The organism is Catenibacterium sp., from assembly GCF_052354645.1.
In the GTDB taxonomy this organism is placed as follows: domain Bacteria; phylum Bacillota_I; class Bacilli_A; order Erysipelotrichales; family Coprobacillaceae; genus Catenibacterium; species Catenibacterium mitsuoka_A.
This window is the reverse complement of record NZ_DAWDDM010000018.1, coordinates 1-14284: the sequence shown is the minus strand read 5'-3', so window position 1 is coordinate 14284 and position 14284 is coordinate 1. Positions and strand designations below refer to the sequence as shown.

The 14284-nt window shown below is 31.0% G+C and carries 14 protein-coding genes; 11 read left to right on the top strand and 3 right to left on the bottom strand.

Annotation, left to right across the window (positions count from 1 at the left end; all coding sequences use genetic code 11):
- The 3 genes from ACT8VG_RS01710 to ACT8VG_RS01700 all read right to left on the bottom strand — a co-directional run.
- Window positions 1-326 (bottom strand): hypothetical protein (locus tag ACT8VG_RS01710; RefSeq protein WP_444195079.1); only part of this gene is annotated, 326 nt, incomplete at its 3' end.
- Window positions 327-355: 29 nt separating this feature from the next.
- Window positions 356-568 (bottom strand): LytTR family transcriptional regulator DNA-binding domain-containing protein, encoded by a 213-nt coding sequence (locus ACT8VG_RS01705; protein ID WP_444195078.1) that lies wholly within the window; start codon window positions 566-568, stop codon window positions 356-358.
- Between the two features lie 9 nt (window positions 569-577).
- Complete coding sequence (locus ACT8VG_RS01700; protein ID WP_444195077.1) at window positions 578-1060, bottom strand: LytR/AlgR family response regulator transcription factor; 483 nt, start codon at window positions 1058-1060, stop codon at window positions 578-580.
- A 94-nt stretch (window positions 1061-1154) separates the two neighbouring features.
- Between ACT8VG_RS01700 and ACT8VG_RS01695 the strand changes: the two genes are divergently transcribed.
- From ACT8VG_RS01695 to ACT8VG_RS01645, 11 genes are all read left to right on the top strand, one after another.
- Window positions 1155-1838 (top strand): LytR/AlgR family response regulator transcription factor, encoded by a 684-nt coding sequence (locus ACT8VG_RS01695; protein WP_187012791.1) that lies wholly within the window; start codon window positions 1155-1157, stop codon window positions 1836-1838.
- Window positions 1835-2953 (top strand): hypothetical protein, encoded by a 1119-nt coding sequence (locus tag ACT8VG_RS01690; RefSeq protein WP_444195076.1) that lies wholly within the window; start codon window positions 1835-1837, stop codon window positions 2951-2953. The genes ACT8VG_RS01695 and ACT8VG_RS01690 overlap by 4 nt, the downstream gene beginning before the upstream one ends.
- A gap of 101 nt (window positions 2954-3054) precedes the next feature.
- Window positions 3055-5079 (top strand): ATP-binding cassette domain-containing protein, encoded by a 2025-nt coding sequence (locus tag ACT8VG_RS01685; RefSeq protein ID WP_444195075.1) that lies wholly within the window; start codon window positions 3055-3057, stop codon window positions 5077-5079.
- Complete coding sequence (locus tag ACT8VG_RS01680; RefSeq protein WP_444195074.1) at window positions 5076-6899, top strand: ATP-binding cassette domain-containing protein; 1824 nt, start codon at window positions 5076-5078, stop codon at window positions 6897-6899. The genes ACT8VG_RS01685 and ACT8VG_RS01680 overlap by 4 nt, the downstream gene beginning before the upstream one ends.
- A 5-nt stretch (window positions 6900-6904) precedes the next feature.
- Complete coding sequence (locus ACT8VG_RS01675; protein WP_217747912.1) at window positions 6905-7102, top strand: hypothetical protein; 198 nt, start codon at window positions 6905-6907, stop codon at window positions 7100-7102.
- Between the two features lie 325 nt (window positions 7103-7427).
- A complete protein-coding gene (locus tag ACT8VG_RS01670) occupies window positions 7428-8840 on the top strand; it encodes a polysaccharide deacetylase family protein (RefSeq protein WP_117458965.1) in 1413 nt (470 codons plus the stop codon).
- A 272-nt stretch (window positions 8841-9112) separates the two neighbouring features.
- Complete coding sequence (locus tag ACT8VG_RS01665; RefSeq protein WP_444195073.1) at window positions 9113-10105, top strand: ABC transporter substrate-binding protein; 993 nt, start codon at window positions 9113-9115, stop codon at window positions 10103-10105.
- Window positions 10106-10120: 15 nt separating this feature from the next.
- Window positions 10121-10894, top strand: coding sequence for an FAD binding domain-containing protein (locus ACT8VG_RS01660; protein WP_022424979.1), 774 nt, complete (start codon window positions 10121-10123; stop codon window positions 10892-10894).
- A gap of 1 nt (window position 10895) precedes the next feature.
- Window positions 10896-11372 (top strand): (2Fe-2S)-binding protein, encoded by a 477-nt coding sequence (locus tag ACT8VG_RS01655; RefSeq protein ID WP_187012783.1) that lies wholly within the window; start codon window positions 10896-10898, stop codon window positions 11370-11372.
- The gene (locus ACT8VG_RS01650) at window positions 11369-13657 is read left to right on the top strand and encodes a xanthine dehydrogenase family protein molybdopterin-binding subunit (protein ID WP_444195072.1); all 2289 of its coding nucleotides are present in this window, start codon (window positions 11369-11371) and stop codon (window positions 13655-13657) included. The genes ACT8VG_RS01655 and ACT8VG_RS01650 overlap by 4 nt, the downstream gene beginning before the upstream one ends.
- Window positions 13650-14213 (top strand): nucleotidyltransferase family protein, encoded by a 564-nt coding sequence (locus tag ACT8VG_RS01645; RefSeq protein ID WP_195921350.1) that lies wholly within the window; start codon window positions 13650-13652, stop codon window positions 14211-14213. The genes ACT8VG_RS01650 and ACT8VG_RS01645 overlap by 8 nt, the downstream gene beginning before the upstream one ends.
- Window positions 14214-14284 lie beyond the last annotated feature (71 nt).

The window sequence follows — 14284 nt, the reverse complement described above, 5'->3', positions numbered from 1 at the left end:
ATAGTACCAACTAAAAAACCATGTGAATAAGTATTACGTTTTACTTCTATAAAAAGAACATTGTTAAAGCAGAAAGCAACTAGTATTTCTGAAATAACCTGTATTAAGAAGAAAGGAACAACAATTAATATTTTTTGGATTATTTTTCCTTCAAATTGGAAAGAAACATAAAGAAAGTATACAATTAATAAGATGATACCTTTTATTGGTGATGCTCCAGTATAATTAATTAAACTTTCAACCAAAATAAAAATAAGTAAAATGAGTAAATATTTACTTTTAGAGTATTTAGACGACAAAAAAGAATTTGCGATATAGCTAATCAAAAGAAATGCAACAATATTAGAAATGATTATCATAACATGTCTTGTAGAAAATCATTGTATTTTTGATTAAATTCTTTTTTATAATGTCTAGAAAGTGGTATTACATCATTATTAACTAAAATAATTTCATTCTTTTTAAATGCACTGATATATTCAAAATTTACTAAATACTCTTTATAAGGATAACTAAAACCGTATTCTTTCAATTTCTCATACCAATACTTCAATGTACAATTAGTCACAGTAGTTTTTCAATCAAGCGCATGTACAATTGATTTTCTATCTATAAATTCAATATACAATATATCTTGAACAAAAATCTTATAAGGACTTATTTTATCGTCATAAATGCTCACAGATTTTTTTATATATTTTTTTATTACTGCTCTCATCTCTAAATTAAATTCAAGTTGATTAATTGGTTTAATAAAATATCTATCCGCATGAATTTTATAACCATCAATCGCATATTTAGAGTAGCTTGTTGTAATAACGATTCTACAATTATGATTTATTGTATTTAATTCTAATCCTAGATCTATTCCTTTTTCATTATGGATTTCCATATCTAAAAAAAGTAAATCTGCTTTAGAGATGTTTTGAATGACCTCTGTTTTACTTTTGCATATATGAGTTTGATAATCTAGGTTTGTTTTTTGAAACAAACCGTTTAAACAAAATAAAAGATGTTCAATGTCTTTTAAATTATCATCATAAATTAATATGTTCATCATGAAGTAAATGCCTCCTAATACTATTGTAACAAATATCGTGATACAATAGAAACATCAATTAATAATGTACATATTCAGTTGGGAGCTACATAAGATGAAGATAGGAATAATAGATGATGATACTCAATTCAGCCAAGTCATAAAGAATAAGATAGAAGAAAATACATGCTTTAGTAAAAGTAGTATTGATGTATTTAATAATGATTTCAAATCACTTCAATTAAAAGATTATGATTATTTGTTTATAGATATTTTATTGATGAAGGATAATGGTATCACTATTGCGAAAAGTATAGATAATAAGAATACACGCATCATATTCATGTCTAATAATGAAACACTTGTTTATGATTGTTTTGATATTGCGCTTTACTTCTTTATAAGAAAAACATCTTATGAAGATGATTTAGAAAGATTATTTATCAAGATAGATAAAGATCAGGCTGAAAACCATAAACAATATCTCGTTGATAAGAAAAACAATCAATACATTAATCTCAAGGATATCATCTATGTTCAATCTCATAGAAATACATGTACCTTTTACACAGAAGATAATGAATATGTTCAATACACAACATTAAAGAAATGTTCTGAAGAGTTATGTTCCAATGTAGCATTCTATAAAATAAACTCATATACCATTATTAATTTTAAATATGTTACTAAAATCAATAATCAAAGTGTGACTCTTATGAACAGCCAAACATTTAATGTCTCTAGAAAATCAAAAGATATTATTGAAAAATACCATGCCTACAGGAGGTACATGCAATGATGAGTTTCTTATATTTTTGTTGTATAGAAGCATTACTGACATATCTCCTTAGAACAAATAAAACAGCTATTTTTATTGCCTCTTTATTGATCAATTGTCTTCTTAGTGTATTTACAAATCATCCCCTATTACAGGATCTCTTGTTAATAGAATCTTTATGCTTCTTATTCTATTATTATTCAGATAGGCTGTTATCAGAAATTATCTTCTATCTTTCATTCTTAACTGTTATAAAGAATTTAGTTGTTCTAATACCAATATCCCCTATTGTTTCATTAATCATCTATATTCTTATTATCTCTGCATTCGCTATTATTCAAAAGCTTTATCCTATCGATAATAAGAATCTTTATTGGGGATTACTTATGGCTATATCCTTAAGTACTCTATGTATTTATCATATTCTCTATAATGACTTTCTTAATATATTAGGCATAAACTGTAATCTCATTATTCTTATAACCCTTTTGATTACTATCATTATTTCCTATTACTTATTCCTTAGATATACCAAACTTAATCATGAACAACAGCTTCTTAACCAGGCTATTGATCATTTTAAGAATGATCAACAAAACTATGCCTTCATTGAAAAGAAAAACAATGAACTCTATAAGCTAAGACATGACTTAAAATATGATTACCTTCAGATGAAAGAATATGTAAAAAGAAAAGAATTTGAAAATGTGAATGAGATGATAGACAAAAGAATAGATTCTCTCAACGATCATAACATGCTGATCATATCTGGTAATAAGCTGTTTGATTCATTTATTAATATGAAATTAGAACAGCTTAAACTCAACAACATTAAACCAGCTATTATTGTATCTATTCAGGATATATCATTTATAGAGGATGAACATTTGAATATCCTTATAAATTATCTGTTTGATATCGCAATAGATTGCATGGAAAATAATGAATTAGAAATAAAAATAATGGAAGACCAATGTGCCTTTGAAATCACATTGTATATGAATGATGCAAAAGAAAGAATCAATCAAATGAAATATGATACTCTTGTATTAATACTGCATAAATATCATGGAAGCTTACAAGTACAGCATGTTGGTGCATCACTCTATATCTCTACTCTTATACCTGTTTCATAACAGGTTTTTTTTGTTTATTATCCTCATAAATCGGTCAAACGTCCTCAAGATATTATTTATTTTTTTAAAGGTTGTATGATTGAAATAGGAGGTGCTTTACTATGATTGAGATGAAACATTTAAATATAAATTTTGGTGATCAAGTCATATTCAATGATGCTCATTTTAAAACATGTCCTGGTCGAATCAATGGTATTATTGGTAAAAGTGGATGTGGTAAAACAACATTCCTAAAATCATTATTATATCAGTACAAAGATAATCTTCTTTATATAGATGATGTGATTATCAATGATTCTAATAAAGAAGATTATCTATTAAACAAGGTGTCTTATATTGATCAATTTGGGACATTCTTTGATAACATGAAAGTATATGAACATTTTGAATTTATTAATCACCTACAAGAAAGCCAATATGATCAAGCCAAAATGAACAATATGCTTCATCTAGTAGGATTGGATCTTATAGATCCATCCTGCTATCCTTCTTCTTTATCTATTGGGCAGAGAAAAAGATTCTTAATAGCGTTATCCATGTATAAAGATGCATCCATCATTATTATTGATGAACCGACTGCTTCTTTAGATCAAGAAAATAAAGAAATCGTACTTCAATTACTCGAAAAACTAAAATCAGAAAACAAATATATTATCATTACGACTCACGATGAATATCTAATAAATCATCTAGACATTACTTATAGAATAGAAAATAGAATTCTTGTATGCGATCAAAACATAGATGAAATAAATCAAACTACTCAACTGAAGAAGTCAGACATCAACAGTTATCATAAGTACTTCTTCTATAAGAATAAAAGGCAATGGTTTCAGTTTATTCTTGTATTACTTCTAGGTTCTATTATGACGATCTCTATTTCTACTAACGTAAGTGATAGTCTATTACAGGAAAATAAGTTATCAAGTGGTATAAAACAAGCCAATAAAGCAGAATTATATACAGGTAAGATGAATGATTCTTATATTGCGAATGGCGTAGATAGTTATTATATCGGTGATGCAGAGGTAAATCTTGATATAAGTACTGAGGAATTGAATCGTATTAAATCAATCAAACATGTAAAGAGTGTTTATCCATTTGATGTATTTGATACAATCAATCAAATGGAAGATGTGAGTAAAGGTACTGTTTATTATCAAGGAAGTAAAACACAGTTTGATTATTTTCAGGAAGGGAGTCCAATGGTCGTTCCCTATTACTCTTTCCAGAATATTAAAGTAGATGGAAAAGAACTTAAAGGAAATGCAATCAGTCAATCATTGGCAAGAAAGCTAGGCATAGATGAAAAAGAAAAGAACTTTAAAATATCTATAGATGTATATGTTCCAGTCCAACAATATACTTATCAATGTGAAATTGATGATTCTAAAACATTGGGTACTTTATCACAGGTTCTTACTAAGAAAGTAAATCTTGAAATAGAAATCAATCATATTATTTCAACAGATGATTATTATAATGAATTTCTTAGTGCTGGATATGTTGTACTTATGAATGACAAATCATTCTATACTATTTTAAATCAATACAATAACCAGACTCCTGATAGTTTACTAGATGCCAAAGAATACAATGCAGCTATTACTCCTTATCAAAGTAAAAATTATGTTGTAGAAGTAGACCGTATTAAGAACTTAAAAAGTGTTGAAAAAGAAATATCTCAGATTTCTAATAATTTCATTACTTATGATCAATATAATTCAGTGACAGATATGGTTGATGTCTATAAGGAAGAAAGAAAAGGAAGATATATTTTTATGGCTGTAGTGATATTAATCGCAATATTCCTTTATGTTCTTGTACAAATGAATGCATTGGATGATAGAAAGAATGAAATTAAATTGTTGAAGGTTTATGGTTTAAAGAATCAAACAATTTGTTCTTTAATGAATGATAATATGATTGTACAGTCCATCTTATCTCTATTACTAAGTATTCCTGGTTTCTTTATCGCAAGAAAAATTGGTTTCTTTGTGATTAATCGTCAGTCAATGACTATGAGTTTATTACTATTTATGATTATTCAAATAGGTGTGACTTTAGTTATTTGTTTCTTATATATATGTTATAGTCAATGGTTTGTAAAGAAGGTGGATTTATGATTGAGATGAAGAATATCAATCTATCTTTTAAGAATCATATATTGTTTAAGAACCAGAATATAAGTATTCCGTCTTCTCAAATAACTGTAATTACTGGTGAAAGTGGTTCTGGTAAATCCACTTTATTATTTGAACTTGCAGGACTAACACATTATTCCAAGAATGAGTTTTATACCGACAGTAATGATTATGGTTTTGTATTTCAGGATTGTAGATTATTTGATGATTTAACAGCAATACAGAATATTCAACTATTTAGTGAGCTTGCTGAAGTTCCATTTCATAAAGATCAAATGATGAAGCTATTGGATGAATTAGATTTAAATATTGATTTAAATGGAAAAGTAGATGTTTTATCTGGTGGTCAAAAACAGAGATTACTTATATTATGCTGTATGATGAAGAATCCGGATATTATCTTTTTAGATGAGCCTACCGCTTATCTAGATACGATCAATAGAGAACATATGAGAAAGATTCTTTATAAATTATGTCATAGATATCATAAGACAGTTGTGATTGCGACACATGATATGGGTATGTTGGAGATTGCTGATATACATTACCATATAGAGCACCAGCAAATCATATTAAAGAAAGAATCTTATACAGAGATCAATAAAATAGAACCTAAAGAACATATTCATACAAATCCTGTTACCTATTACTTAAAGGCTGAGAAGTCCAATAGAATCCATTATAAAAGAAATATTGTGATAAGTATTATGATGATCATAGTGACATATATGATGTGCTTTCAAGCTTATTATCAAAAAGAAACAGACACTATGATTAATAAAGCAATTGATAATGAATTAAGGATTTCTTATAAAGATGGTGGTAATGCTTATGATATGGGCGGTCAGCCTATTCCTAAAACACTCATTCAAGACATATCCAACAACAGTATGGTTCAAAGTATTCAGCCATTCTTCCAATGGAATGTCTTAAATACGCAGGAGACTATTGTCATACAGCCTTATTATGGGAATATGAAAACACATAAGACTTATACAAAACAATCATTTAGTATTGAGAATAAACAACTCAATACAGATCATGTCTATATTTCTTATTCTCTCTATCAAAAACTAAACAAGAATATCCATATCAAAGGTATTCTTCAAATACCCACAAGTAATACCTACACCTTCAACATGATTCCATTTGAACTCGTTAATGCGAATGTCACAGATAAAGATATTCATAACCGATATACAAAAACAACAGAAAACATTATTTATATATCTCCAAAACTGTATCAGATGATAATAAGTCAATATACACAAAACAATACATATCAGTCCAATGTATATGTCATTAAAGTAAACTCATATAAGAACATTCAATCTGTAACTGAATTTATTAAAAAACATGATTCTGATATAAAGGTCTATAATACTGTTTCTTCTGCAATATTAAATAAAACAACTACATTTGGATTTGAAATGATACAGCAGTTCTCTATGATTATGTTTGTCATGTTTATGAGTACATGTTTTATTATTGGAATATTTGATATTGTTTCTAGACGCTATCAATATGCACTACTATTAGTGAATGGATTGAATAGATTACAATGTCTACAATTAATATTAAAAGAAAGATCTTCTTATTGTCTGGTATCTATCATTCTATCTATGATTTCAGTCCTATCTCTATTCTTCTTCCAATATCATATATTACCTTCTATAATGATAGAACAAGCTATTTCTATCTTAATCCTAGTGAATTCAGTTATTCTAATTATTCCTTGTTTGACTTTTCTTGTATTAATGAGATCAAACAATGAAGGAAATCTATTAAAGACAAGTGAGTGATGATTATGAAAAAACTACCCATTATTATAGTCTCTGTAGGATGTATTATTACTGGTCTTATTGTAAGTATGACTCCTGCAGTGAAAGTTGTGAATAATACTACGTATTCTTATTTCAACTATGAACTTCTCGGTATTGGTTTTGCGATTAGTTTATTGCTTGGTATTATCTCCTTATGGTTTATAAAAAGAAAAGGAAACTAATCACATATTCAATTCGGAGGGAAAAACATCTCTCCGATTTTTTTCAATACTCAATAACTTATCTATAGCTCTGTGCTTATATGATATAATTCTTATGTAGAACAACCGTATACGGTAGGTGGTTATCCTTGGTCGTTATGACGAAGGTACGCAAACCTTCGTAATTCTTCTTTAAGTTGAAAACGGAGGTGATACCTGATAACAACGTATGAAATAATACGTAATTAAAAAAAGTTCTTAAGTGTTTCTTAATTTCCACACAAATTACACATAATAGATATATAATACAAAATTGTTGAAGATATAAAGTTGAGGTAGAATAGAAATGAAAAAACGTCATTTAAGAAAGAGGGCATATGTCCTATTAGGCTGTATTGTCGTTTTAGTGCTTGGTCTAGGCATTTATTTTATGACACGTCCAGCTGTTAGCTTTAATGAAAGTACACAGGATATTGAAATCAATAGTACTTACAATCCTATGTCTTTTATTAAAAAAGTAAGAGGTAATAAGAGTGATGTGACTGTAGATAATTCTAAAGTCAATGTTAAAAAGCTTGGTAAGTATAAGATTACTTATACATTAAACAAGAAGAACTATGTATTAAATGTAGAAGTTGTAGATACTAAAAAGCCTACATTTAAAGTAGTGAATAAAGCAGTAGAAGTAGGTACTAAAGTTAAAGCAAGTGAATTTGTGACTGATATTAAAGATGAAACAAAGACTAAGACTTACTTTAAGAAAGATGTATCTTTTGATAAAGAAGGTACACAAAAGGTTATTGTTGTTGTAGAAGATCAAGGAGGTAATAAGACTGAAAAAGAAGTAAATGTGAAAGCTGTAAAGGATACTAAAGCACCACTACTTGCAGGTCTTCAGAATTATGATACGACAATAGGTTCTAACATTGATTTCATGAAGGGTATTACTGTAGAAGATGATTTTGATAAGAATCCTAAGGTATCTGTAGATAGCAGCAAAGTAGATTTTGGAAAAGCAGGTACTTATAAAGTCATCTATACAACTAAAGATAAGTCTGGTAATGAAAGAAAGTATACACAGACTGTTATTGTGAATAATCCACGTCCTGCCAATGCAGTTGCACCTAGTGGTGAAAAGGTTGTTTATCTTACATTTGATGATGGACCTTCTCAGAATACTCAGCGTGTGTTAGATATTCTTGATAGATATCATGCGAAAGCAACATTCTTTGTAACTGGTAATGGTCAGAAATATAATTACTTAATTCAGGAAGCACATAAGAGAGGTAATACTATAGCACTTCATACTTATTGTCATGATTATCGTACTGTTTATGCTTCTACTGATGCTTACTTTAATGATTTAAATAAAGTAGGTGATATGGTTAAGGGTCTTATTGGATTTACTCCTCGTTATATTAGATTCCCTGGAGGAAGTTCTAATACAGTTTCTAGACATTATTCTGCAGGTATTATGAGTAATCTTACTAGAATGGTACAGGAAAAGGGTTATCAGTATTATGACTGGAATGTCAGCAGTGGAGATGCATCAGGTAATAATGTCCCTACTGCAAGACTTATTGCGAACGCAACAGCTTCTCGTAATAATCAGATTATGATCTTATTCCATGATACAGCTGCAAAGAATACAACTGTAGAAGCATTACCTAAAGTTATTGAACATTATCAGAGCCTTGGTTATACATTCAAGGGTATTGATGATACTACATTTACACCTCATCAAAGAGTATTAAACTAAAAGCCTCATTCGAGGCTTTTTTCTCATGCGTCCATAGTTCATCAAAATGCACCTATTCTCAATAATACATTTAGAAACAATATTACTTATTATAAAGGGTGATAATAGTGATATTTATGCGAAAAGAAAGCATAAAAGATTATCCCCTCCGATAAAGCCTACTCAATGTAGGCTTTTTCTTTTGGTATCCTATATTTTTTGTTTATTATTCACATTTTCATGATATAATTTTTTCGAAAAATATACTGAATAATATCGTAAGGAGATTTGTTTTGAAGAAAAGAATTATTTCAATTGTTTGTCTATTTTTACTCATCTCATTATTACCTGGATGTTCTTCAGATAAAGAAGAAGAGTCTGATGCAATTATTGTGAATGATCAGCTAGGACGTCAGATTACAATTAAAGACCAAGTAAAACGTGTAGTGAGCACTTCATATATAACAACTTCTACATGCCTCGCATTAGGAGTAAATGATCAGTTAGTTGGTATAGAAAAGAAGGCTTCTTCTAGAAGCATTTATCAAAAGACTGATCCTGATTTATTAGAACTACCTCAGGTAGGATGTGATGTCAGTCTTATCGCAAAGACAGCACCTGATGTAGTATTTATGATGAAAGAGAATAAGAATCTTATTGAGGATTTTGAAAAAAGACATATTAAAGTTATTGTGGTTGATCCTTCTAGTGAAAAGAAGTATGATGCCATGGTTTCACTTATTGCGAAAGTTTGTGGTAAACAAAACAATGCGAAGAAGTTAAAGAACTACTATAGTACTAAAAAGAGTAAGATGAACAGTTTAGGTACTTCTAATAAGCATGTTTATATTGCTTCAAAACAGTCTATTTATAGACCTGTCACACCTTCTATGTTTCAAAGTACTATACTAGACATGGCGCATGTGAAAAATGCTGTAGCGAGTATTAAAGGTGTAGACTACCCTACTATTGCGTTAGAAACATTATTAACTTTAAACCCAGATATGGTGATCATGCCTCGTAATGCTTCTTATTCAAAAGATTCTATTTATAACTATGAATTCTTCTCTTCACTTGATATAGTGAAAAACAAGAAGATTTATATTATGCCTGAAGTGGTTGAATCATGGATGGATCCTGTTCCTTCTCATATTCTTGCATCACTCTGGCTATCATATGTACTTCATCCTCATGATTATACATATGGGAATTATAAAAAGGATGTAATAGATTTTTATAAAGAGTTTTATGGTTTTAGTCTCGATGAAACACTTATCACAAAATAGAAAGGATAGAAAAAGATGTTAAATATTCAGGAATATGTAAGACCTCAGTCGCTTGAGGAAGCTTATGAACTCGTTCAGAACAGAAAAAACATTATTGTAGGTGGTATGTTATGGTTGAAGATGATGAACAGATCAGTTGAAAAGGCAATTGATTTATGTGATCTTCATTTAGATACTATCGAAGAAGATGATGAACAGTTTACTATTGGCGCAATGGTGACATTACGTCAGTTAGAAACTCATGCAGGATTAAATGCTTATACACATGATGCAATGAAGCATAGTGTGGAACATATTATTGGTGTGCAGTTTAGAAACTGTGCGACTGTAGGAGGTTCTATTTTTGGTCGTTATGGTTTCTCTGATGTATTATCTATGTTTATGGGATTAGATGCTTATGTAGAATTATATAACGGTGGTATTGTACCTATGAGAGAGTTTGCTTGGATGCGTCCTTCTCTTGATATTCTTGTACGTGTTATTGTAAAGAAGACACCTATTAAGGTTTGTTATAAGTCACAGAGAAATGTAAGTACTGATTTCCCTGTTCTTACTTGTTGTGCAAGTTATATGAATGATACTTATTCTGTAGTAATTGGTGGTCGTCCTTTAAAGGCAATTGCTTATGAGAAACAGATGGAATTAAATGATGAGTCTATTGAAGCGTTTATTGAAGAAGTATCTTCTGAAATCAAACTTGGAAGCAATAACTTAGGTAGTGCAGAATATCGTCAGAAACTTGTAAAGGTTCTTATGAGACGTTCATTAAAGGAATTGGAGGCACAGTAAGATGGAAATTACAATTACATTAAATGGAAAAACAATAACTCGTAGTATTTTACCTGATACTCTTCTTATTGATTTTGTAAGAAGTGAGCATTGTCTTAGTGTTAAAAGAGGCTGTGATACAAGTAACTGTGGATTATGTACCGTATTATTAGATAATAAACCAGTTCTTTCTTGTAGTGTTCTTGCAGCAAGAGCTGCAGGTCACGAAGTGACTACTTTAGAAGGGCTACAGGAAAAAGCAAGACCTCTTGCTGAATTTATTGCTGATCAGGGGGCTGAACAGTGTGGTTTCTGTAATCCTGGATTTATGATGAATACAATCGCATTACTAGAAGAAAATAAAGATCCTAGCGATGATGAAATTAGAGCATTCTTATCTGGTAACCTTTGTCGTTGTTCTGGTTATGAAGGACAATTAAGAGGTATTAGAAACTATATTAATTACTGCAAGGAAAATGGAAAGGAAGTGTTAGGATGAATCAGGAATTAAAGCAGGTCAATAAACCTATAAGAAAAAAAGATGCAATGAACCTATTATTAGGTAAACCTGTCTATGTTGATGATGTAACACCTCATGACTGTTTAATTGTAAAGCTTGTTCATTCTCCTCATGCTAATGCATTAATTGAGAGTATTGATACAGAAGCAGCTAAGGCAGTAGATACAATTGAAGCTGTTTATACTTATAAAGATGTGCCTCAGAAACGTTTTACTATGGCTGGTCAGACTTATCCAGAACCTAGTCCTTATGACCGCTTGATCTTAGATCAAAGAGTAAGATTCGTAGGTGATCCAGTTGCGATTGTTGCTGGTTATGATGAAAAGAAAGTAGATGAAGCATTAAAGCTTATTAAAGTAAAATATCAGGTAGAAGAAGCAGTATTAGACTTTAGAACAGCTAAGGATAATCCTATTCTTGTACATCCTGAAGATAACTGGAAAGCATTATGTCCTGTAGGGGCAGATAATAAGCGTAACTTAGTAGCATCTGCAGATGAAACACATGGTGATCTAGAAGAAGTATTTAAATCATGTGATCATGTGATTGAACGTACTTATCATGTTCCTGCAGTCAATCAGGCGATGATGGAAACATTCAGAACTTATTGTGAAATTGATACTTATGGTCGTTTACATGTCATTAGTTCTACACAGATTGTCTTCCATGCACGTCGTATTCTTGCGAATGCTTTAGATATTCCTAAATCTCAGATTCGTGTTGAAAAGCCTCGTATTGGTGGTGGCTTTGGCGCAAAGCAGTCACTTGTGACTGAAATCTATCCTGCATTTGTTACATGGATGACTAAGAAACCTTCTAAACTTATTTATACACGTACTGAATCTCAGATTGCTGGTAGTCCACGTCATGAAATGGAAGTTACTACTAAAGTGGGTGCTATGAATGATGGTACTATTCGTGCCATTGATGTATATACATTATCTAACTCTGGTGCCTTTGGTGAACATGGTCCTACTACTGTAGGTTTATCAGGTCATAAGTCTATTCCTCTTTATACAAATAATCTAGAAGCATTCCGCTTCCATTATGATGTTGTTTATACAAATAGATTATCTTCTGGGGCATATCGTGGATATGGTGCGACTCAGGGTATTTATGCATTGGAAACATGTGTCAATGAATTAGCTGATATTCTACATATGGATCCTGTAGAAATCAGAGAAAAGAACATGGTACGTCAAGGCCAGAAGATGGATGCCTACTATGGTGAAATCGCTGATAGCTGTGCATTAGATAAATGTATGGAACGTGCTAAGAAAGAATTTGACTGGGAAAACCGTAAGACTCCTACTGTAATGCCTGATGGTCGTATTAAAGCGGCAGGTGTTGCAATGGCAATGCAGGGATCAGGTATTTCTGGTGTCGATGTTGGATCTGCTACATTAAAGTTAAATGATGATGGTTCTTATATGTTAAGCATTGGTGCTGCAGATATGGGTACTGGATGTGATACTATTCTTGCCCAGATGGCTGCAGAAGAATTAGAATGTGATGTAGACAATATTGTTGTCTTTGGTGCAGATACTGATGCTTCTCCATATGATTCTGGTTCTTATGCTTCTAGTACAACTTATGTGACTGGTATGGCTGTAAGAAAAGCAAGTGAAGAACTTAAACAGAACATGTTGAAGATTGCTGCTAACAAGTGGGAATGTGATCCTGAATCATTAGTATTTACTGGCAATACAATTGATAATCCATCTACAAATGAATCATTTACTCATATGGATATTGCAACATTCTCTCAGTGTGGAAATACTGTTCCTATCCAGGTAACATGCACTCATTCATCTAAAATTTCTCCACCACCATATATGGTAGGTATGGCAGAAATTGCATTAGATAAAGAAACAGGTTCTGTAGAAATACTAGATTATGTAGCTGTTGTAGACTGTGGTACTGTCGTAAATACAAACTTAGCCACTGTACAGACTGAAGGTGGTCTTGTACAGGGTATCGGTATGGCATTATCTGAAAGTATTACTTATTCACCTAAGGGTGGTTTAACAGAAAATAACTTCATGACTTATAAGATTCCTACAAGACTTGATATGGGTCATTTACGTGTTTATTTTGAAAGCAGTTATGAAAAGACAGGTCCATTTGGTGCGAAGTCTATTGGTGAATGTGTCATCAATACACCAGCCCCAGCCTTATGTGCTGCCATCCACAGTGCATGTGGTGCATGGGTGAGAGACCTTCCAATGACACCTGAAAAGATTGTCATGGCTATCGATGAATAAAACATATATTATATATCTTGCATCAGGAAACAGCAGACGTTTTAAAGGAAACAAACTGCTGTTTCCTTTTCAAAATAAACCGTTATATCAACATGCATTAGATCTCATATTAAAGGAATATGATCATGTGATTGTCGTATCACAATATGATGAGATACTACAATATGCGTCTCAAAGAGGCGCTCTGGGCATTTTATGTTTAGAGAGTATTCATGGTCTCTCTTATTCTATTAAGGCTGCTGTGAGCTATTTAAATACGTTAGAGAAGCCATTTAGAATGATCTTCATGGTCGCTGATCAGCCTTATATTTCTATGAATACTATAGATAAACTGATGCATACAAAGCATAAACTTGCCAGTTGTGCCTATAAAGATAAAGTAGGCAACCCTACTCTATTTGATAGCTCTTATATTCCTGAGTTACTTCTATTAAAACAAGACCAAGGTGGAAGAAAGGTATTAAATAAGCATCCTGATGAAGTAGAATATATACAAGTAGAGAATATAAGAGAACTCTATGATATAGATTATCAAGAAGACTTAAAGCAGCAATAGCTGCTTTTTTTGCATCAAAAAAGTCCCTCATTGAGGGACTCATATATTACATATGTTTCTTTGCAAAGTTC

Coding starts and splice junctions, on each gene's coding strand:
- ACT8VG_RS01695 (WP_187012791.1), top strand. CDS start 1,155: ATGAAGATAGGAATAATAGATGATGATACTCAATTCAGCCAAGTCATA.
- ACT8VG_RS01685 (WP_444195075.1), top strand. CDS start 3,055: ATGATTGAGATGAAACATTTAAATATAAATTTTGGTGATCAAGTCATA.
- ACT8VG_RS01670 (WP_117458965.1), top strand. CDS start 7,428: ATGAAAAAACGTCATTTAAGAAAGAGGGCATATGTCCTATTAGGCTGT.
- ACT8VG_RS01650 (WP_444195072.1), top strand. CDS start 11,369: ATGAATCAGGAATTAAAGCAGGTCAATAAACCTATAAGAAAAAAAGAT.
- ACT8VG_RS01690 (WP_444195076.1), top strand. CDS start 1,835: ATGATGAGTTTCTTATATTTTTGTTGTATAGAAGCATTACTGACATAT.
- ACT8VG_RS01680 (WP_444195074.1), top strand. CDS start 5,076: ATGATTGAGATGAAGAATATCAATCTATCTTTTAAGAATCATATATTG.
- ACT8VG_RS01675 (WP_217747912.1), top strand. CDS start 6,905: ATGAAAAAACTACCCATTATTATAGTCTCTGTAGGATGTATTATTACT.
- ACT8VG_RS01660 (WP_022424979.1), top strand. CDS start 10,121: ATGTTAAATATTCAGGAATATGTAAGACCTCAGTCGCTTGAGGAAGCT.
- ACT8VG_RS01645 (WP_195921350.1), top strand. CDS start 13,650: ATGAATAAAACATATATTATATATCTTGCATCAGGAAACAGCAGACGT.
- ACT8VG_RS01700 (WP_444195077.1), bottom strand. CDS start 1,060: ATGATGAACATATTAATTTATGATGATAATTTAAAAGACATTGAACAT.
- ACT8VG_RS01655 (WP_187012783.1), top strand. CDS start 10,896: ATGGAAATTACAATTACATTAAATGGAAAAACAATAACTCGTAGTATT.